Consider the following 19,786-nt stretch of genomic DNA (forward strand, 5'->3'; position numbering starts at 1 on the left):
GCCGTCGAAATGGTGATGCCGCGCGCCTTTTCTTCCGGAGCGGCGTCGATCTGGTCATACGCCTTGTATTCGCCGAAATACTTCGTGATCGCTGCCGTCAGCGACGTCTTGCCATGGTCAACGTGGCCGATCGTGCCAATGTTAACGTGCGGCTTGTTGCGCTCAAATTTGCTCTTTGCCATTTCCGGCTCTCCGTTTTCTGACCCCAATCACGGGGTAATTCTCTTGTTTCTGTCAGATGGCGTAGGCTCCGGTCACTTCTGACCGGAGTATTTCGCCTGGATTTCCTGCGCCACGTTCGACGGAACCGGCGAATAGTGATCGAACGTCATCGAATACTGGGCACGGCCCTGGCTCATCGAGCGCAGGTTGTCCACGTACTTGAACATGTTCGCCAGCGGGACGTTTGCGTTGATGACAACGGCAACGCCGCGCGATTCCTGGCCCTGGATCTGGCCACGACGCGAGTTCAGGTCGCCGATAACGTCGCCGACATAGTCTTCCGGCGTTACGACTTCGACCTTCATCATCGGCTCGAGAAGCTGAGCACCGGCCTTCTTGGCTGCTTCGCGGAAGCAGGCGCGGGAGGCGATTTCGAAGGCGAGAACCGACGAGTCGACGTCATGGAAGGCGCCGTCAACGAGGGTCGCCTTGACGCCCAGCATCGGGAAGCCAGCGAGCGGACCCGAAGACAGAACGCTTTCGATGCCCTTCTGAACGCCCGGGATGTATTCCTTCGGAACAGCACCACCGACGATCTTGGATTCGAACTTGAAGTCTTCGCCTTCATCGTTCGGCTCGAACACGATCTTGACGCGCGCGAACTGACCGGTACCACCGGACTGCTTCTTGTGCGTGTAGTCTTCTTCGTGCCTCTTCGTGATGGTTTCACGATAGGCAACCTGCGGCGCGCCAACGGTTGCTTCAACCTTGAATTCGCGGCGCATGCGGTCAACCAGGATGTCGAGGTGAAGTTCACCCATGCCTGCGATGATCGTCTGGCCGGATTCTTCGTCGGTCTTGACGCGGAACGACGGATCTTCGGCAGCCAGGCGGTTGAGCGCGAGGCCCATCTTTTCCTGGTCGCCCTTGGTCTTCGGCTCGATCGCGATCTGGATGACCGGCTCGGGGAATTCCATGCGCTCGAGGATAACCTGCTTCAGCGGATCGCAGAGCGTGTCGCCGGTGGTGGTTTCCTTGAGGCCGGCGAGAGCAACGATGTCGCCGGCAAAGGCTTCTTCGATGTCTTCACGCGAGTTGGAATGCATCTGCAGCATGCGGCCGACGCGCTCGCGCTTTTCCTTGACCGTGTTCATCACCGACGTGCCCTTTTCGAGCTTGCCGGAATAGATGCGGGCGAAGGTCAGCGAACCGACGAAGGGGTCGTTCATGATCTTGAAGGCGAGCATCGAAAGCGGTTCTTCGTCCGAAGCGTGACGCTCGATTTCGCTCTCGGTCTTGACATCGATGCCCTTGATCGCCGGGATGTCCAGCGGCGAAGGCAGGTATTCGACGACGGCGTCGAGCAACGGCTGAACGCCCTTGTTCTTGAACGCGGTACCGCAGAACATCGGGTGGAACTTCACGTCGATGGTGCCGCGGCGCACGAGCGCACGGATCTGCTCGTTGTCCGGCATGACGCCTTCAAGGTAGGCTTCCATCGCGGCTTCGTCGATGTCGACGACGGTCTCGATGAGCAGTTCGCGATACTTCGCGGCCTGTTCCTTCATGTCGTCCGGGATCTCGACGACGTCCCACTGTGCGCCGAGCGACTCGTCGCGCCAGATAAGGGCGTTCATTTCGATCAGATCGATAACGCCCTTGAAGTCGCTTTCAGCGCCGATCGGCAGTTGCATGACAACCGGGATCGCACCGAGGCGGGACTTGATCATATCAACCGAGCGATAGAAATCAGCGCCGGTCTTGTCCATCTTGTTGCAGAAGATCATCCGCGGAACATGGTACTTCTCAGCCTGACGCCAGACGGTTTCCGTCTGCGGCTCGACACCGGCGTTGGCGTCGAGCAGCGCGATGGCGCCGTCGAGAACGCGCAGCGAACGCTCGACTTCGATGGTGAAGTCGACGTGGCCGGGGGTGTCGATGATGTTGAAGCGGCGCATCTTGCCGTCACGGCCCTTCCAGAAGGTCGTGGTGGCAGCGGACGTGATGGTGATGCCGCGTTCCTGTTCCTGTTCCATCCAGTCCATGGTGGCAGCGCCGTCATGAACTTCGCCGATCTTGTGCGACTTGCCCGTGTAATACAGGATGCGCTCAGTCGTCGTGGTCTTGCCGGCGTCGATGTGCGCCATGATACCGAAGTTACGGTAGTCTTCGATTTTGTATTCGCGAGCCATAGTGACTGCCTTTCGAAATTGTTCGTCGATTACCAGCGGTAATGCGAGAATGCACGGTTCGCGTCAGCCATCTTGTGGGTATCTTCGCGCTTCTTGACGGCGCTGCCACGGTTGTTGGCAGCATCCATGAGTTCGCCGCAGAGGCGATCGATCATGGTGGTCTCATTGCGCTTGCGAGCAGCAGCGATCAGCCAGCGGATGGCAAGAGCCTGACGGCGCTCGGGGCGAACATCGACCGGAACCTGGTAGGTAGCACCACCAACGCGACGCGAACGGACTTCGACGTGCGGAGCGATGTTGTCGAGCGCCGAATGGAACACGGCAACCGGCTCCTGCTTCAGCTTGCCCTGAACCGCATCGAACGCACCGTAAACGATGTTTTCAGCAACGGACTTCTTACCATGAAGCATGATAGCGTTCATGAACTTGGTGACGACCAGATCACCGAACTTCGGATCCGGATTGATCTCGCGCTTTTCTGCACTATGACGACGGGACATACGTTTTGTCTCTCAATTGCTAGCTGGACGCCTTATCACGCGGAGTACCTCGCGCGGCGCCGAATTCCTGGAAAACCGAATTACTTCGGACGCTTCGCACCATACTTGGAACGGCGCTGCTTGCGGTTCTTGACACCCTGGGTATCGAGAACACCACGGATGATGTGGTAGCGAACGCCCGGCAAGTCCTTAACACGACCGCCACGGATCATGACAACGGAGTGCTCCTGAAGGTTATGGCCTTCACCCGGAATATAGCCGATGACTTCGAAGCCGTTGGTCAGGCGAATCTTGGCAACCTTACGCAGAGCCGAGTTCGGCTTCTTCGGGGTCGTCGTGTAGACGCGGGTGCAAACGCCGCGCTTCTGGGGGTTTTCCTGCAGAGCAGGAACCTTATTGCGCTTTACCTGTGCCTGACGCGGCTTGCGGATCAGCTGGTTTACGGTAGGCATATAACCATCCCTTACAAATTCTGTCTCATTACCCTTGCGGGCGGATCAATGCCGTCGCCGGCGGTTTCGAACGCTTGATAAATGCGCAAAACGAGGACCGATCCGCTTTTCGGCAGATGGCCCACAAAAAAGCAGAGGACGCCGTATTTCAGCGTCATGCGTTCAGCATTTTGGTCGTCAGCGTGCGTTTTAGAGCCTTGTTTGAGGCGAACTCCAGAACGAGACGCTCCGAACCAGCCAGCCTCACATGGGCTCCGATGGGGCGGGGTGTACTGATTTCGGGGTGTCCCGTCAAGGGGAATTAACAAATATTCTTCCCTGCGCGGGCCTGACATGCCTGCAAAACAAGGGTTTTGCGGCGCAACCTGCCCTGACTTGGAGCCAGCGGCGTCGAATCACCAGTACGCAGCGCTCAACTTAAAGAATCATAAAGCTATTTCACAATCCGAGCTGCAAGGGAAGAATCGGCTCCTCCCCCACCTCGATTCGTCGTGGGTTCGATGTTTTTTTAATGCGCACCGTGTCGCAATACGCTGTAAGATCATTGCTCACCTCTTTCGAACAAGGACGCAGCCAATGACCGCCATCCCCGACAACGACAACAACCTCGATGGCCCGATGGTCTTCATTGTCATTGGCAAGGCCTATGAAAGGGACGGCGATGAAGAGGGTATCGATATCCATGTCATGCTGCGCGCGCCGGACGACGACACCGCGGTGCGCGACGCCTTGAACGCACTCGCCGAAGAGGGATTTCTCGAGGCGGATCTCGACCAGATCGGTACCCTCACCGACATTCCCGACGAAGAACCCCATGCGTCGGCCTATCAAGGCGCGCTTTCGGGTGAGGTGGCGATCATCAAGTTCGGGTGATCGACACTGGATGGTTGACCAACCCGTTCCGGATGCCTCCAAGGTTCTGATCTACGCGACGAGGAACGATCTCCTTCTCGTTTTCGATGAACCGGATTTCCCTGACGTCGAATTGCAAGTCCCCGGCGGCACGATCGAACCGGGGGAGGATATCTTGGCTGCAGCCCGACGTGAGTTTGCCGAGGAGACCGGGATTGACTGCGACACGCCGTTCGCGCTGCTTGCGACCGACGACTATCGTGTTGTCCGTAACGAGAGGCAAATCTGCCACCGGCGCTTCTATTTCCACGTCAAGCCTGCCGGCGAACTGCCGGAAACCTGGATTCACAGCGAGATGACGCCTTTCAGCGGCGGGCCGCCAATCCGCTTCCGCTTCTTCTGGATGCGGATCGAGGACGCCGCTCAGAAGCTCGGTTACGGCATGGAACAGCATCTCGCCATGATTTCCACATAAGAAAAAAGCCGCCCGAATCACTCCGGGCGGCTTTTGTCAATTCGTCGAAAGGGCGGCAGAACCGCCCTCGCCTTTTCGGCCTTACTCAGCCGCGGCATCTTCCTTGGCCGCCATGTCGGCGAGCATCGGCGTTGCGGCTTCTGCTCCCGTTCCCTTGCGGCGCTCTTCGAGGATCATCTCGTCGCGAGCCGTCGCAATACGGCGGATCTGGGTCATGGTGCCGCCGGTACCGGCCGGGATCAGGCGTCCGACGATGACGTTTTCCTTCAGGCCCTGCAGGCCGTCGGTCTTGCCGGCGATCGCAGCTTCCGTCAGCACCTTGGTCGTTTCCTGGAAGGACGCGGCCGAGATGAAGGACGGCGTCTGCAGCGAGGCCTTGGTGATGCCGAGCAGGACCGGATCGCCGTAAGCGGGCTTCTTGCCCTGTTCGATCAGCTGATCGTTGACATCTTCCAGTTCTATGCGGTCGACGCTGTCGCCAACGATATAGGAAGAGTCGCCGGCGTCGGTGACTTCCACCTTCTGCAGCATCTGGCGAACGATCACCTCGATGTGCTTGTCGTTGATCACAACGCCCTGCAGACGGTAGACTTCCTGGATTTCGTTGACGAGGTAGGAAGCGAGTGCCTCCACGCCCTTGATCGCCAGGATGTCGTGCGGGGCCGGGTTACCGTCGAGGATGTAGTCACCCTTTTCGATATAGTCGCCGTCCTGAAGATGGAAGGGCTTGCCCTTCGGGATCAGGTACTCGACCGGCTCAACACCGTCTTCCGCAGGCTCGATCAGCACGCGGCGCTTGTTCTTGTAGTCGCGGCCGAAGCGGATCGTACCATCGATTTCGGCGATGATCGCGTGATCCTTCGGACGGCGCGCTTCGAAGAGTTCGGCAACGCGCGGCAGACCACCGGTGATGTCCTTCGTCTTGGCGCTTTCCAGCGGCGAACGTGCAAGCACGTCACCCTGGCTGACCTTGGTGCCCGGCTCGACCGACAGGATGGCGTCGACCGAGAGCATGAAGCGGGCTTCGCCGCCGCGGGCAAGCTTGGCAACGGCGCCATTCTTGTCCTTGATGACGATCGCCGGCTTCAGGTCGATACCGCGTGGCGTCGAGCGCCAGTCGATAACCTGGCGCTTGGTGATGCCGGTCGCTTCGTCGGTCGCTTCCAGAACGGAGATACCGTCGACGATATCTTCGAAATGAACCGTACCTTCGACTTCCGTCATCATCGGACGCGTATAGGGGTCCCACTCTGCGAGACGCTGGCCGCGCTTCACCTTGTCGCCGTCATCGACATAGATCTTCGAACCGTAGGCAACGCGCTGCGAGGAGCGTTCGACACCACGTTCGTCGAGGATCTGGATCGCCATGTTGCGGCCCATCGCGACGAGCACGTTCTCCGAGTTGCGCAGCATGTTGCGGTTCTTGATCTGAACCGTACCTTCATACGACGCTTCGAGGAACGACTGGTCGACCACGGTCGCCGTGCCACCAAGGTGGAACGTACGCATGGTGAGCTGGGTGCCCGGTTCGCCGATCGACTGAGCGGCGATGACGCCGACGGCTTCGCCCATGTTGACGGGCGTTCCGCGCGCCAGGTCACGGCCGTAGCAGACGCCGCAGACGCCGGTCTGGATTTCGCAGGTCAGCGCCGAACGGATGCGGATCGACTGGATGCCGGCCTTTTCGATTTCGACGACGTCGGCTTCGAGGATCATCCGGCCGGCATCGACGATACGCTCACCCGTGACCGGATGATCGATGTCGTCAAGGGCCGTGCGGCCGAGAACGCGGGCGCCGAGTGAGGCAACGACCTGACCGGCATCGACGATGGCGGTCATGGTGAGGCCGGATTCGGTACCGCAATCCACCGAGTTGACGATGCAATCCTGCGCGACGTCGACGAGACGGCGGGTCAGGTAACCGGAGTTCGCGGTCTTCAAGGCGGTGTCTGCAAGACCCTTACGGGCACCGTGCGTCGAGTTGAAGTACTCGTTAACGGTCAGGCCTTCCTTAAAGTTCGAGATGATCGGCGTCTCGATGATTTCGCCCGAAGGCTTCGCCATAAGTCCGCGCATGCCGCCCAACTGACGCATCTGGTTCGGAGAACCGCGGGCGCCGGAGTGGGACATCATGTAGATCGAGTTCATCGGCTTCTGACGGCCGTTGTCGTCGAATTCCACCGCCTTGATGCGTGCCATCATCTCGTCGGCGACCTTTTCGGTCGCCTTGCCCCAGGCGTCGACAACCTTGTTGTACTTTTCGCCCTGGGTGATGAGGCCGTCATTGTACTGCTGCTCGTATTCCTTCACCAGGCTTTCGGTGTCGCCGACGATCTTGGCCTTGGTGTCCGGAATGACCATGTCGTCCTTGCCGAACGAAATGCCGGCGCGGCAGGCATGGGCGAAGCCGAGCTGCATGATGCGGTCGCAGAAAATGACCGTGTCCTTCTGGCCGCAATGACGATAGACCGTGTCGATCATCTTGGAGATGTTCTTCTTGGTCAGTTCCTGGTTGCAGACGTCGAACGGCACGTTGACGTTCTTCGGCAGAAGTTCGCCGATGAGCATGCGGCCAGGTGTCGTTTCATAGATCTTCGACACCGGCTTGCCTTCGGCATCAACGGTCTTGAAGCGGCCGCGGATCTTGGCATGCAGCGTCACGGCCTTGGTCTCAAGCGCGTGATGCAGTTCGCCGAGGTCGGAGAAGGCCATGCCTTCGCCCGGCTCGTTCTGGTTCATGATCGACAGATAGTAGAGACCAAGAACCATGTCCTGCGACGGAACGATGATCGGTGCGCCGTTTGCCGGATGCAGGATGTTGTTTGTCGACATCATCAGCACGCGCGCTTCCAGCTGCGCTTCGAGCGACAGCGGAACGTGAACGGCCATCTGGTCACCGTCGAAGTCGGCATTGAAGGCGGTGCAGACGAGCGGGTGCAACTGGATCGCCTTGCCTTCGACCAGGGTCGGTTCGAAGGCCTGAATGCCCAGGCGGTGCAGCGTCGGTGCACGGTTCAGGAGAACCGGATGTTCGCGGATGACCTCGTCGAGGATATCCCAGACTTCCGGCTTTTCCTTTTCAACCAGCTTCTTCGCCTGCTTGACGGTCGAGGAGTAACCCTTGGCGTCGAGACGGGCGTAAATGAACGGCTTGAACAGCTCGAGCGCCATCTTCTTCGGCAGGCCGCACTGGTGCAGCTTCAGTTCCGGACCGGTCACGATGACCGAACGGCCGGAATAGTCGACGCGCTTGCCGAGCAGGTTCTGGCGGAAGCGGCCCTGCTTGCCCTTGAGCATGTCGGACAGCGACTTCAGCGGGCGCTTGTTGGCGCCGGTGATGACGCGGCCGCGGCGGCCGTTGTCGAACAGCGCATCGACGGATTCCTGCAGCATGCGCTTTTCGTTGCGGATGATGATGCCCGGCGCACGAAGCTCGATCAGGCGCTTCAGACGGTTGTTACGGTTGATGACGCGACGATAGAGATCGTTCAGGTCGGATGTTGCGAAACGGCCACCATCGAGCGGAACCAGCGGACGCAGGTCCGGCGGGATCACCGGGACGACCTTCATGATCATCCATTCCGGGCGGTTGCCGGATTCCATGAAGTTCTCGACGATCTTCAGGCGCTTCATCAGCTTCTTCTGCTTCAGCTCGGACGTGGTGTCAGCCATTTCCGAACGCAGATCGCCGGCGATCTTGTCGAGGTTCATCGACGCGAGCATCTCGTAGATGGCTTCCGCACCGATCATCGCCGTGAACTGATCTTCGCCGAACTCGTCGACGGCGATCATGTATTCTTCTTCCGAGAGAAGCTGGTTTTCCTTGAGGGAAGTCAGGCCCGGCTCGGTAACGATGTAGTTTTCGAAATAGAGGACGCGCTCGATATCCTTCAGCGTCATGTCGAGCAGCGTTGCGATGCGGCTCGGCAGGGACTTCAGGAACCAGATGTGGGCAACGGGAGCGGCAAGCTCGATATGGCCCATGCGCTCACGGCGAACGCGCGACAGCGTCACTTCGACGCCGCACTTTTCGCAGATGATGCCCTTGTACTTCATGCGCTTGTACTTGCCGCACAAGCATTCGTAGTCCTTGATCGGTCCAAAGATGCGCGCGCAGAACAGACCGTCGCGTTCCGGTTTGAACGTGCGGTAGTTGATCGTCTCCGGCTTCTTGATTTCACCGTAAGACCAGGAGAGAATCTTCTCCGGCGAGGCAATCGAGATCCGGATGGAATCGAATGTCTGTGCAGGCACCTGCGGATTGAAAAGATTCATGACCTCTTGGTTCATGCCTATCTCCTTTACGGGCTATCGCCCTCTTCTTGGCTGGACGGTTCCGGCAAATCCCGGGCGCCGGACCGCAGCCTGAAAATGGATAAAACCGCATTTCATGCGGCCGTATTTCCTGCCCTGCCCGCTAAGTGGGCTTGGCGGAAACGGTGCGCGCCGCTTTACACGGCACGCACCTTGATGATGTCTTACTCGGCGGCGTCCGGCAGTTGCGTCGGCTGCAGATCCTCGAGCTTCGAGTTTTCCAACTCGACCGAGAGCCCCAGCGACCGCATTTCCTTGACGAGAACGTTGAAGCTCTCCGGAATACCAGCCTCGAACGTGTCGTCGCCACGGACGATCGCCTCGTAGACCTTGGTACGGCCGGCCACGTCGTCCGATTTCACCGTCAGCATTTCCTGCAGGGTGTAGGCGGCGCCGTAGGCTTCGAGCGCCCAGACTTCCATTTCCCCGAAGCGCTGACCGCCGAACTGCGCCTTGCCGCCCAGCGGCTGCTGGGTAACGAGCGAGTAAGGACCGATCGAACGGGCATGGATCTTGTCGTCGACAAGGTGGTTCAGCTTCAGCATGTAGATGTAGCCGACAGTCACCTGGCGGTCGAACTGATCGCCGGTACGGCCGTCATACAGCGTCGACTGGCCGGTCACCTTGAGGCCTGCCTGTTCCAGCATCTCGTTGACGTCGGCTTCCACCGCGCCGTCGAAGACCGGCGTTGCGATCGACACGCCGCGGCGGGTCTGCTCGGCCAGGCGGACGATCGATTCGTCGTCGTACTGCTTGATCGGCTCGCCCTTCGGACCGGATCCGATGACGCTGTCGATGGTATCGCGCAGCGGCTGAATGTCAGCACCCGCCTTATAGGCATCGAGCATGGCGCCGATCTTCTTGCCCATGCCGGCACAAGCCCAGCCGAGATGGGTTTCGAGGATCTGGCCGACGTTCATGCGCGAAGGCACGCCGAGCGGGTTCAGAACGACGTCGACATGCGTGCCGTCTTCGAGGAACGGCATGTCTTCGATCGGCACGATGCGGGAAACCACACCCTTGTTGCCGTGACGGCCGGCCATCTTGTCGCCCGGCTGGATCTTGCGCTTCACAGCGACGAAGACCTTGACCATCTTCATGACGCCCGGAGGCATTTCATCGCCGCGCTGGACCTTTTCGACCTTGTCCATGAAGCGATGCTCGAGCAACGACTTGGACTCGTCGTACTGGCCGCGCAGGGCCTCGACTTCGCCCTGAGCTTTTTCGTCTTCAACTGCGAACATCCACCACTGCGAGCGGGGATATTCGGAGATGACGGCGTTCGAAAGCTCGGTGCCCTTCTTGAAGCCCTTCGGACCGGCGACCGCAACGTGGCCGCGCAGCATGTCGAGAAGACGCGAGTAGACGTTACGGTCGAGAATCGCCTGTTCGTCGTCGCGGTCCTTGGCCAGACGCTCGATCTCTTCGCGCTCGATCGCCATGGCACGCTCGTCTTTTTCCACGCCGTGGCGGTTGAAGACGCGGACTTCGACGATGGTGCCGAAGGTGCCCGGAGGCATGCGCATGGAGGTGTCGCGAACGTCGGAGGCCTTTTCGCCGAAGATGGCGCGCAGAAGCTTTTCTTCCGGCGTCATCGGGCTTTCGCCCTTCGGCGTGATCTTGCCGACCAGAATGTCGCCCGGCTGAACTTCCGCACCGATGTAGACGATACCGGCTTCATCGAGGTTCTTCAGCGCTTCTTCCGAGACGTTCGGAATGTCGCGGGTGATTTCTTCCGGACCGAGCTTGGTGTCGCGCGCCATCACTTCGAACTCTTCGATGTGGATGGAGGTGAACACGTCATCGCGGACGATGCGCTCGGAGAGCAGGATCGAGTCTTCGTAGTTGTAGCCGTTCCAGGGCATGAACGCGACGAGCGCGTTTCTGCCGAGCGCCAGATCGCCGAGATCCGTCGACGGACCGTCAGCGATGATGTCGCCCTTGTTCAGAATGTCGCCGACGGTGACCAGCGGACGCTGGTTGACGCAGGTGTTCTGGTTCGAACGCTGGAACTTCTGCAGGCGGTAGATATCGACGCCGGACTTGCCGGCTTCAAGATCTTCCGTCGCACGGATAACGATACGCGTCGCATCGACCTGGTCGACCACGCCGCCGCGGCGGGCAGCGATCGCAGCACCGGAGTCACGCGCAACGACCGGCTCCATGCCGGTACCGACGAACGGTGCTTCCGCGCGCAGCAGAGGCACGGCCTGACGCTGCATGTTCGAGCCCATGAGAGCGCGGTTGGCGTCGTCGTTTTCCAGGAACGGGATGAGCGCTGCCGCAACCGATACGAGCTGCTTGGGCGAAACGTCCATCAGGTTGATCTGGTCGCGGGGCGCCAGCATAACGTCGCCGGCGTGACGGCAGACGACGAACTCTTCCACGAACGACTGGTCCTCGTTGAGCTCGGAGTTTGCCTGGGCGACGTGGTACTTGGCTTCTTCCATCGCCGACAGATAGACGACCTCACGCGTCACCTTGCCGTCGACGATCTTGCGGTACGGGCTTTCGATGAAGCCGTACTTGTTGACGCGGGCGAAGGTTGCGAGCGAGTTGATCAGACCGATGTTCGGGCCTTCCGGCGTCTCGATCGGGCAGATACGGCCGTAGTGAGTCGGGTGAACGTCGCGGACTTCGAAGCCTGCACGTTCGCGCGTCAGACCGCCCGGGCCAAGAGCCGAAAGACGGCGCTTGTGGGTGATTTCCGACAGCGGGTTGACCTGGTCCATGAATTGCGACAGCTGCGAAGAACCGAAGAACTCGCGGACAGCGGCAGCAGCCGGCTTGGCGTTGATCAGGTCCTGCGGCATGACGGTGTCGATTTCGATCGACGACATGCGCTCCTTGATCGCACGCTCCATGCGCAAAAGGCCGAGGCGATACTGGTTTTCCATCAGTTCGCCGACCGAACGCACACGGCGGTTGCCGAGGTTGTCGATATCGTCGATCTCGCCCTTGCCGTCGCGCAGGTCGACCAGCATCTTGACGACAGCCAGGATGTCTTCCTTGCGCAGGATGCGGACCGTGTCGGCAGCATCGAGGTCAAGGCGCATGTTCATCTTCACGCGGCCAACGGCGGAGAGGTCGTAACGCTCCGCATCGAAGAACAGCGTGTTGAACATGGCTTCGGCGGAATCCATGGTCGGCGGCTCGCCCGGACGCATGACGCGGTAGATATCGAACAGAGCATCCTGACGGTTCTCGTTCTTGTCCACGGCCAGCGTGTTGCGGATATAGGCACCGACATTGATGTGGTCGATGTCGAGAACCGGGATTTCGTCGAAGCCAGCACCGAGGATCACCCCGAGCGTCTTCTCATCGATTTCGTCGCCGGCTTCGAGGAAGATTTCGCCCGTCGACATGTTGACGAGGTCTTCGGCCAGGAAGTTGCCGTAGAGATCGTCGTCAGACGCCTTGATGGCCTTCAGGCCCTTTTCCTTCAGCGTCTTCAACAGGCGCGGCGTCAGTTTCTTGCCGGATTCGACCACGACTTCGCCAGTATCGGCGTCGATCAGGTCGGACAGAGCCTTCTGGCCCTTCAGCGTGTCCGGCTGGAACGGAATCCGCCAGCCCTTGCCGTCGCGCTGGTAGAACGACTTGGTGTAGAAGGTTTCGAGGATTTCCTCGCCGTCCATGCCGAGCGCCATCAGCAGCGACGTGACAGGGATCTTGCGGCGGCGATCGATACGCGCGTGGACAACGTCCTTGGCATCGAACTCGATGTCGAGCCAGGAGCCGCGATACGGAATGACGCGGGCAGCAAACAGCAGCTTGCCCGAGGAGTGGCTCTTGCCCTTGTCGTGATCGAAGAACACGCCCGGCGAACGGTGCATCTGGGAGACGATGACGCGCTCGGTGCCGTTGACGATGAACGTACCGTTGTTGGTCATGAGCGGCATGTCGCCCATGTAGACGTTCTGTTCCTTGATGTCCTTGATGGACTTGGCGCCCGTATCCTCATCGATATCGAACACGATGAGGCGCAGCGTCACCTTGAGGGGTGCAGCGTAGGTCAGATCGCGCTGACGGCATTCCTCCACGTCGAACTTTGGCTGTTCGAACTCGTAGGAAACGAATTCGAGCATCGAAGCGCCGGAGAAATCCGTGATCGGGAAAACGGACTTGAAAACGGATTGAAGTCCCTCGTCCGGACGGCCGCCCTGCGGTTCGTCGACCATGAGGAACTGATCGTAGGATGCCTTCTGAACCTCGATGAGGTTCGGCATTTCTGCGACTTCTGGAATTTTACCGAAAAACTTGCGTACGCGCCTGCGACCGTTAAACGAAAGGGTCTGAGCCATCGTCGCTCCTTTAAAATTGCACCCGGGCCTGCAACAGACGAACACCGCTGGCCAGTCGGCTCCGTCAAATTAATGGATCATTCAAACTCGTCTCACTTCCCAAAACCGCCGGCCGGATTGCCTGGCGGTCCGGTTCGAGACCATCCTCTTGAAGAACCCATTACCCAAAAGCCGTTTTCAATAGGCTTTTGGGTAATACGTTCAAAAAACGATGAAAGAGAGGCGACCCTTTCGGGCCACCCCTCCCTCGAAATAGGCACGATTACTTGACGTCAACCTTGGCGCCAGCGTCTTCGAGCTTCTTCTTGAGATCAGCGGCTTCAGCCTTGGAAACGCCTTCCTTGACAGCCTTCGGAGCGGCTTCAACGAGGTCCTTGGCTTCCTTCAGGCCGAGGCCCGTGATAGCGCGAACTTCCTTGATGACGTTGATCTTGTTTGCGCCGGCATCAGCGAGGATGACGTCGAATTCAGTCTTTTCTTCTTCAACGACAGCAGCAACGCCAGCGCCGCCAGCAGCAGCAACTGCTACCGGAGCAGCAGCGGAAACGCCCCACTTTTCTTCGAGAAGCTTCGACAGTTCTGCAGCTTCCAGAACGGTCAGCGAGGACAGGTCGTCTACGATCTTTGCGAGATCAGCCATTTTTTAGTTCCTTTTGTTCGGTTCGAACTTGGTTAGATATAAACAACGAAAAACCGCCTTATGCGGCTTCGTCCTTCTTGGCGTAAGCCGAGAACACGCGGGCAAGCTGGCTTGCCGGTGCTGCAACAACGCCTGCGATGCGGGTAGCCGGTGTCTGGATCATGCCCAGCAGCTTCGCACGCAGTTCGTCCAGCGAAGGCAGGGTCGCAAGCGACTTGACTGCATCCGCGTTGAGCGTCGTTGCCCCCATGGCACCACCCAGAACAACGATCTTGTCGTTGGTCTTGGCGAAATCCATGACGACTTTCGGAGCCGTGATCGGGTCGGCGCTGAATGCTACCAGCGTCTGACCCTTGAAGAGATTGGACATCCCTTCGGCTTCCGTACCCTGAAGGGCGATCTTGGCCAGGCGGTTCTTCGCGACTTTGACGGTGCCGCCAGCAGCGCGCATCTTCGAACGGAAGTCGTTCATCTGTGCGACTGTGACACCAGCATAGTGGGCCACGACAACCGAACCGGCGCCCTTGAAGGACTCGTTCAGCTCCGTGACGAATTCGCGTTTTTCCGCTCTTTCCACTGCCTATCTCCAGTTGACTGGACCGCAAAATACAGCCCAGTCGGTTTGCCTTTGCCACAGGGGATCAGAGTTGATCCCAAGCGACGCTCGAGGATCCTGTCCCCTGCGCGTTCCCGTTTGAGCGGGTCCGGCACAAGGCAAGCCGAGGTTCGAACCGAATTCCCACGCTTTCGCGCGTCAAATGAAATTCGGGACTCACCCGTCTCATGCAGGCTGAAGTGATTAAGGGATAACCACCTGCAATCTCGGACAGGAGTTCCGGGTTTGATCCCGGAATTCCCGGCCCCGGAGGGCCGGAAATCTTGGACCGGACCGAAGTCCGGATAAATTAAGCGACGGTGACCGACGAAGGATCAACCTTGACGCCCGGGCCCATGGTCGAGGAAATCGCCACGCGCTTGACGTAGTTGCCCTTGGCGCCAGCCGGCTTTGCCTTGATGACCGCATCCGCAAAAGCGCGGATGTTTTCTTCAATCGCGGAAGCCGTGAAGGAAGCCTTGCCGATACCGGCATGAACGATACCGGCCTTCTCGACGCGGAACTCGACGGCGCCGCCCTTCGATGCCTTGACAGCACCGGCAACGTCCATCGTGACCGTTCCGACCTTCGGGTTCGGCATCATGCCGCGGGGGCCAAGAACCTTACCGAGGCGGCCGACGAGCGGCATCATGTCCGGGGTGGCGATGCAGCGATCGAAGTCGATCTTGCCGCCCTGGACGATTTCGACCAGGTCTTCGGCGCCAACGACGTCGGCGCCGGCAGCCTTGGCTTCGTCAGCCTTGGCCCCACGGGCGAAAACGGCGACGCGAACGTCGCGGCCGGTGCCGTTCGGCAGGTTGACGACGCCACGGACCATCTGGTCGGCATGACGCGGGTCAACACCGAGGTTCATCGCAACTTCGATGGTTTCGTCGAACTTGGCGATGGCACGGGCCTTGACCAGGGAAATTGCTTCCGGCAGGGCGACAAGCTTCGTCGGATCGATGCCTTCGCGGGTCTTCTGTACACGCTTTGCAAGCTTTGCCATGATCTTAGCCCACCACTTCCAGACCCATGGCGCGGGCGGAGCCCTCGATCATGGTCATTGCGCCTTCGATATCGGCTGCGTTCAGGTCTTTCATCTTGGCTTCGGCGATCGACTTGATCTGAGCCTTGGTGAGCTTGCCTGCGGTCGCACCCTTGCCCGGCGTCTTCGAGCCGGACTGGATCTTTGCTTCCTTCTTCAGGAAGTAGCTGACCGGCGGCTGCTTCATGATGAAGGTGAAGGACTTGTCCTGGTAATAGGTGATGACGACCGGGATCGGCATGCCCTTTTCCATTTCCTGCGTAGCCGCGTTGAACGACTTGCAGAATTCCATGATGTTAATGCCACGCTGACCAAGCGCCGGGCCGATTGGCGGGGACGGGTTTGCCGATCCTGCCTTGACCTGAAGCTTGAGCTGGCCTGCAACTTTCTTAGCCATTTCTCTCTGCCTTTTGGTTTTTCCCGCCTCACCGCCCGTCAGATGACGAACTGGAGCAGGAAACGTTCCGGCCGGTTTCCCGGCCCTTCATGCCACCCCTCGTCAAAGGGAGTGGCGGCTGCGGTTGCGTGGTGCGGAACGCCGGTCCGGCTAAGACCGGTTTCCTTCCACGCGGAGTGCGGGTCACCCCGCCTTTACCGAATACGAATATCCGGAAAACAAAAGAATGCCGCGCAGCCAGATATCCCGGCGCTGCGGCAATCAGAAATCAGACTTTCTCGACCTGAGCGTATTCAAGGTCTACCGGCGTCGCACGGCCAAAGATCGAGACCTCGACCTTGAGGCGCGAACGCTCTTCGTCCACGTCCTGGACGATGCCGTTGAACGAGGCAAACGGACCGTCGGAGACACGAACCTGCTCACCAATCTCGAACGAGATCGAAGGCTTCGGACGATCGACACCGTCCTGAACCTGACCGAGAATGCGCTCGGCCTCGAAATCCGGAATCGGAACCGGCTTGTTGTCGGATCCGAGGAAGCCGGTCACCTTCGGCGTATTCTTGATGAGGTGATAGGCCTCATCCGTCAGATTGGCACGCACGAGCACGTAACCGGGAAAGAACTTGCGCTCGGCATCAACCTTGCGGCCGCGACGAACTTCAACGACCTTTTCGGTCGGGACGAGAATCTTTTCAAACAGATGGCTGAGCCCCTTCTGCTTGGCTTTCTCCTCAATGGATTCAGCAACCTTCTTCTCGAAATTCGAGTAGGCGTGAACGATGTACCAACGCGCTGCCATATTCATCCCCACCCGTTCAGATACCAGCATTCAGGACGAGGCCGATCAGCCAGCCCATCAGTTGGTCCGCAGCAAAAAAGAAGAGTGCCGCAAAGAAGACCATGACGAACACCATGAGCGTCGAGATCGTCGTCTCGCGCCGCGTAGGCCATGTCACTTTCGACGTCTCGGAGCGCACCTGCTGCAGAAACGTAAATGGATTTGTTTTGGATGCCATTGAATGCTCACGCCTTAACGGCCCGTAAAGCTGTCGATCAGCCCCACGCGCCGCGTGTCTGTTTGAACCCTACATAAAGACCGATTCCATAAATCACAAGAGGTCAACGGTCTTTTTGCGAAATTAGCCGGAAAAAGGCAAGCCCTTCCCCCTGTATGTACCGCCAAGTCGTCGCTGCATCGTGTTGCGCTGGATCGAATGGCAGGGGCAGCAGGGCTCGAACCTGCGACCTGCGGTTTTGGAGACCGCCGCTCTACCAACTGAGCTATACCCCTAGACCACAGCGCCGGTGCCTCAAAGGCTGTGCGCCGCGTTAAGTCTGCGGCTTATTATTCAGTTTGCCCGGCGATGACAAGCGTCTTTGCCGGAAAAAGAGAAAGAATTCGGCGATATCCGCCTTTCTTTTTCACCGCGTAAATCAGCCTCGCTCACTTACCGACATATTTCCGCCAGTCGTGGTCTTCCTTGAAGCCGAGCACTTCACGAATCTTCCGGTTCGACAAGAGCCCCTCGAATTCGCCGATCTCTCTCGTAAACGGCACATCCGGGTAATAGCGGGCTGCAAGCTCCCGCGACGGCGTGTCGGCCGAGACCGTGTCGTTCGCCGCGTTGAAGACCTGGAAACCCAAGCCGTCCTTCTCGACGCAAAGCTTGACGATCTGGCCGAGATCGCGGGCATCGATATAGCTCCAGGCAATGCGCTTGCGGATTTCCGGATTGGCAAAATAGGCCGGGAACCGCTCGTATTCGTGCGGCTCGATCACGTTGCCGATTCGCAGCGCATAGATGTCAAAACCCGAGCGTTCGGCAAAGGCGCGCGCCGTCTTCTCGTTGAGCACCTTCGACAGGCCGTAACTGTCCATCGGATTGACGTCGTAGTCCTCCTCCAGCGGAAACTGATGGAAGTCACGGTGGCCCTCGGCAAAGCAAACGCCGTAGGTGGTCTCGCTGGAGGCGACGATGATCTTGCGGACGCCGAGCTTCACCGCTGCCTCGACGACATTGTAGGTGCCCATCGTGTTGATGCGAAACGTCTCGTTGTCCGGCCTGATCAGGATGCGCGGCACGGCGGCGAAGTGAACCACGGCGTCAAACGGCCGCGGCCCCTGCCCGTGTTCCAGATCCGGAAAATCCCGATGCATCGACATGACGTTGAACATCTGGCCGCTGTCGGTAATGTCGGCGATCAGATTGGTGACGCCGGGGCTGTCGAGCGGCACGAGATCGACATTGTGCACCTCATAGCCGGCCTCGACCAGATATGGCACCGCATGCCGCCCTGCCTTGCCCGCACCGCCGGTGAACAGAATTCGCTTGCTCATGGACGTCCTCCACTTGCTGGCCGCCCGAACGGGCGGCGGCCTCCTCGTCAAAACCGATATGCCCTGTCCGTACCGAAGCCGCAATATTATTTCTGCGTCGCGAGGGATGACGGAAGGCCCGGCGTCATTTATGTCGTACTGAAATGAGTATAACAGTCCTCACGGCCGCGAGAACATGTCGATGCAAGGTAAAGATTTCGAAGCACTTCTCTCAAGCTATGAAATGGTGGCGTTGATCGCCAACAGCGAAAGCGTCGATATCGACGTAATCACGAGCACTTTGCCAGAGAAAACACTCTACGTCTTCTTCACGGGGTGCGCCAAGATCCTTTCCGGTCCTTTCGAGAAGGACGCGGTACTCTGTCATCGCCTCGTTGCCGGCGGCACGCGCTTTCTGAAGTCGCAGAAGCATTTCGACAAGGCCTACAGCCTGTTTACGCGTCACCTGAAGGCCGAAATCGGGGTGATTGCCGATCGCGGGGTTTCTGAAGGGAGCCCCGGGTTGGCGGCGCCGCGCCAAAGCCCCCTCATGCCGCAGACGCTCGATTTCGACTATGCGTTCGGCCCGCTCTACCCGGTGGACCGCATGCCGACGACAGGGTTTGCTGTCGCCGTCTGGCTTGCCGAGAAGATTCCACACGCCAATATCTGTCTTTGCGGCTTTACGGGCGCGGCAGGGCTTCAGTTCAGCATGTATACCGAGCATGACTGGACGTTCGAGCAGATCATGCTGCAACTCTTCGTCAAGAGGGGGCGCATCCGGCGTTTCGAGGAAAAGCTGAGCGAGCCGGCCGGTTCCTTCGCCCGCCTCCAAAGCCGGTTTCCCGAATTCAGCGAGGCGACGATCGCGCTCGTCGCCACCAATGTTCTGGCCAACCGCTTCACCGGCATGGAGCGGCAGGTCGCCAAGCTCTGGTCGAAGACGAAGCTCGAGCGTCAGATCCGCGGTTTCTTCAAGCGCTTCAAGAATTTCGGGCATTGAAGCCGCAGGGTGCCGCAAGAGCAGGCAACACGACAACGCGAAAAGGCCCCACTGTTTCCAGCAGGGCCCTTTCAGAAATCCGGGTAATCTTAAAGGATTACTCGACGATGGATGCGACGATGCCGGCGCCGACGGTGCGGCCGCCTTCGCGGATGGCGAAGCGCAGCTTTTCTTCCATCGCGATCGGCACGATCAGCTCGACGGCAACGGTGACGTTGTCGCCCGGCATGACCATTTCCGTGCCTTCCGGCAGCGACACGATGCCGGTCACGTCCGTCGTGCGGAAGTAGAACTGCGGACGGTAGTTGGTGAAGAACGGCGTATGACGGCCGCCCTCTTCCTTCGTCAGGATGTAGGCTTCAGCCATGAACTTCTTGTGCGGCTTGACCGAACCCGGCTTGCACAGGATCTGGCCACGCTCGACGCCGTCACGGGTGACGCCGCGCAGGAGCGCACCGATGTTGTCGCCGGCCTGGCCCTGGTCGAGCAGCTTGCGGAACATTTCAACGCCGGTGCAGGTCGTCTTCGTCGTCGG

The 19,786-nt window shown here is 59.2% G+C and carries 17 protein-coding genes and 1 tRNA gene; 3 read left to right on the forward strand and 15 right to left on the reverse strand.

What is annotated here, in order from left to right:
* The 4 genes from A3AY_RS35145 to rpsL form a co-directional block, all read right to left on the reverse strand.
* Positions 1 to 182 (reverse strand): GTP-binding protein (locus A3AY_RS35145; protein ID WP_040668606.1); only part of this gene is annotated, 182 nt, incomplete at its 3' end.
* 72 nt (positions 183 to 254) lie between these two features.
* A complete protein-coding gene (fusA, locus tag A3AY_RS0111820) occupies positions 255 to 2,354 on the reverse strand; it encodes an elongation factor G (protein WP_018325881.1) in 2,100 nt (699 codons plus the stop codon).
* Positions 2,355 to 2,383: 29 nt separating this feature from the next.
* Positions 2,384 to 2,854: a 30S ribosomal protein S7 gene (gene rpsG / locus A3AY_RS0111825; RefSeq protein ID WP_018325882.1), complete on the reverse strand. Its 471-nt coding sequence runs from the start codon at positions 2,852 to 2,854 to the stop codon at positions 2,384 to 2,386.
* An 80-nt stretch (positions 2,855 to 2,934) separates the two neighbouring features.
* Positions 2,935 to 3,306, reverse strand: a complete 372-nt coding sequence (rpsL, locus tag A3AY_RS0111830; protein WP_003507760.1) for a 30S ribosomal protein S12 — start codon at positions 3,304 to 3,306, stop codon at positions 2,935 to 2,937.
* Positions 3,307 to 3,882: 576 nt separating this feature from the next.
* On the opposite strand from rpsL, the gene A3AY_RS0111840 reads away from it, so the two are divergent.
* Both A3AY_RS0111840 and A3AY_RS0111845 read left to right on the forward strand, forming a co-directional pair.
* Positions 3,883 to 4,179 (forward strand): hypothetical protein, encoded by a 297-nt coding sequence (locus A3AY_RS0111840; RefSeq protein WP_018325884.1) that lies wholly within the window; start codon positions 3,883 to 3,885, stop codon positions 4,177 to 4,179.
* Between the two features lie 10 nt (positions 4,180 to 4,189).
* Complete coding sequence (locus A3AY_RS0111845; protein WP_018325885.1) at positions 4,190 to 4,633, forward strand: NUDIX hydrolase; 444 nt, start codon at positions 4,190 to 4,192, stop codon at positions 4,631 to 4,633.
* A gap of 81 nt (positions 4,634 to 4,714) precedes the next feature.
* Here the strand turns inward: A3AY_RS0111845 and rpoC are convergent, their stop codons facing one another.
* The 10 genes from rpoC to A3AY_RS0111895 form a co-directional block, all read right to left on the reverse strand.
* Entirely contained in the window at positions 4,715 to 8,923 is a 4,209-nt protein-coding gene (gene rpoC, locus A3AY_RS0111850; protein WP_018325886.1) for a DNA-directed RNA polymerase subunit beta', read from the reverse strand.
* A 188-nt stretch (positions 8,924 to 9,111) separates the two neighbouring features.
* Positions 9,112 to 13,251 (reverse strand): DNA-directed RNA polymerase subunit beta, encoded by a 4,140-nt coding sequence (rpoB, locus tag A3AY_RS0111855; RefSeq protein WP_018325887.1) that lies wholly within the window; start codon positions 13,249 to 13,251, stop codon positions 9,112 to 9,114.
* A 262-nt stretch (positions 13,252 to 13,513) separates the two neighbouring features.
* On the reverse strand, positions 13,514 to 13,891 hold the full coding sequence (gene rplL, locus A3AY_RS0111860) for a 50S ribosomal protein L7/L12 (protein ID WP_018325888.1): 378 nt from the start codon (positions 13,889 to 13,891) through the stop codon (positions 13,514 to 13,516).
* A 58-nt stretch (positions 13,892 to 13,949) separates the two neighbouring features.
* Entirely contained in the window at positions 13,950 to 14,468 is a 519-nt protein-coding gene (gene rplJ / locus A3AY_RS0111865) for a 50S ribosomal protein L10 (RefSeq protein WP_018325889.1), read from the reverse strand.
* Between the two features lie 328 nt (positions 14,469 to 14,796).
* Positions 14,797 to 15,495, reverse strand: coding sequence for a 50S ribosomal protein L1 (rplA, locus tag A3AY_RS0111870; protein ID WP_018325890.1), 699 nt, complete (start codon positions 15,493 to 15,495; stop codon positions 14,797 to 14,799).
* Between the two features lie 4 nt (positions 15,496 to 15,499).
* A complete protein-coding gene (gene rplK / locus A3AY_RS0111875; RefSeq protein WP_018325891.1) occupies positions 15,500 to 15,931 on the reverse strand; it encodes a 50S ribosomal protein L11 in 432 nt (143 codons plus the stop codon).
* Positions 15,932 to 16,199: 268 nt separating this feature from the next.
* Complete coding sequence (gene nusG / locus A3AY_RS0111880) at positions 16,200 to 16,730, reverse strand: transcription termination/antitermination protein NusG (protein ID WP_018325892.1); 531 nt, start codon at positions 16,728 to 16,730, stop codon at positions 16,200 to 16,202.
* 16 nt (positions 16,731 to 16,746) lie between these two features.
* A complete protein-coding gene (gene secE, locus A3AY_RS0111885) occupies positions 16,747 to 16,947 on the reverse strand; it encodes a preprotein translocase subunit SecE (protein WP_018325893.1) in 201 nt (66 codons plus the stop codon).
* Positions 16,948 to 17,146: 199 nt separating this feature from the next.
* Positions 17,147 to 17,222, reverse strand: a tRNA-Trp gene (locus A3AY_RS0111890).
* Positions 17,223 to 17,375: 153 nt separating this feature from the next.
* Entirely contained in the window at positions 17,376 to 18,269 is an 894-nt protein-coding gene (locus A3AY_RS0111895; RefSeq protein WP_018325894.1) for an NAD-dependent epimerase/dehydratase family protein, read from the reverse strand.
* Positions 18,270 to 18,450: 181 nt separating this feature from the next.
* On the opposite strand from A3AY_RS0111895, the gene A3AY_RS0111900 reads away from it, so the two are divergent.
* A complete protein-coding gene (locus A3AY_RS0111900; protein WP_154663283.1) occupies positions 18,451 to 19,251 on the forward strand; it encodes a hypothetical protein in 801 nt (266 codons plus the stop codon).
* A 97-nt stretch (positions 19,252 to 19,348) separates the two neighbouring features.
* Here A3AY_RS0111900 and A3AY_RS0111905 read toward each other — a convergent pair.
* Positions 19,349 to 19,786: EF-Tu C-terminal domain-related protein (locus A3AY_RS0111905; protein ID WP_018325896.1), on the reverse strand; the 438-nt coding region annotated here is incomplete at its 5' end.

Origin of the sequence: Rhizobium giardinii bv. giardinii H152 (assembly GCF_000379605.1) — a bacterium.
In the GTDB taxonomy this organism is placed as follows: Bacteria; Pseudomonadota; Alphaproteobacteria; order Rhizobiales; family Rhizobiaceae; genus Pararhizobium; species Pararhizobium giardinii.

Excerpts from the sequence above, each read along its gene's own strand:
- A3AY_RS0111840 (WP_018325884.1), top strand. The coding sequence starts at position 3,883 with ATGACCGCCATCCCCGACAACGACAACAACCTCGATGGCCCGATGGTC.
- A3AY_RS0111895 (WP_018325894.1), bottom strand. The coding sequence starts at position 18,269 with ATGAGCAAGCGAATTCTGTTCACCGGCGGTGCGGGCAAGGCAGGGCGG.
- A3AY_RS0111845 (WP_018325885.1), top strand. The coding sequence starts at position 4,190 with ATGGTTGACCAACCCGTTCCGGATGCCTCCAAGGTTCTGATCTACGCG.
- secE (WP_018325893.1), bottom strand. The coding sequence starts at position 16,947 with ATGGCATCCAAAACAAATCCATTTACGTTTCTGCAGCAGGTGCGCTCC.
- rpsG (WP_018325882.1), bottom strand. The coding sequence starts at position 2,854 with ATGTCCCGTCGTCATAGTGCAGAAAAGCGCGAGATCAATCCGGATCCG.
- rpoB (WP_018325887.1), bottom strand. The coding sequence starts at position 13,251 with ATGGCTCAGACCCTTTCGTTTAACGGTCGCAGGCGCGTACGCAAGTTT.
- rplA (WP_018325890.1), bottom strand. The coding sequence starts at position 15,495 with ATGGCAAAGCTTGCAAAGCGTGTACAGAAGACCCGCGAAGGCATCGAT.
- A3AY_RS0111900 (WP_154663283.1), top strand. The coding sequence starts at position 18,451 with ATGCAAGGTAAAGATTTCGAAGCACTTCTCTCAAGCTATGAAATGGTG.
- rplL (WP_018325888.1), bottom strand. The coding sequence starts at position 13,891 with ATGGCTGATCTCGCAAAGATCGTAGACGACCTGTCCTCGCTGACCGTT.
- nusG (WP_018325892.1), bottom strand. The coding sequence starts at position 16,730 with ATGGCAGCGCGTTGGTACATCGTTCACGCCTACTCGAATTTCGAGAAG.
- fusA (WP_018325881.1), bottom strand. The coding sequence starts at position 2,354 with ATGGCTCGCGAATACAAAATCGAAGACTACCGTAACTTCGGTATCATG.
- rplK (WP_018325891.1), bottom strand. The coding sequence starts at position 15,931 with ATGGCTAAGAAAGTTGCAGGCCAGCTCAAGCTTCAGGTCAAGGCAGGA.
- rpsL (WP_003507760.1), bottom strand. The coding sequence starts at position 3,306 with ATGCCTACCGTAAACCAGCTGATCCGCAAGCCGCGTCAGGCACAGGTA.
- rpoC (WP_018325886.1), bottom strand. The coding sequence starts at position 8,923 with ATGAACCAAGAGGTCATGAATCTTTTCAATCCGCAGGTGCCTGCACAG.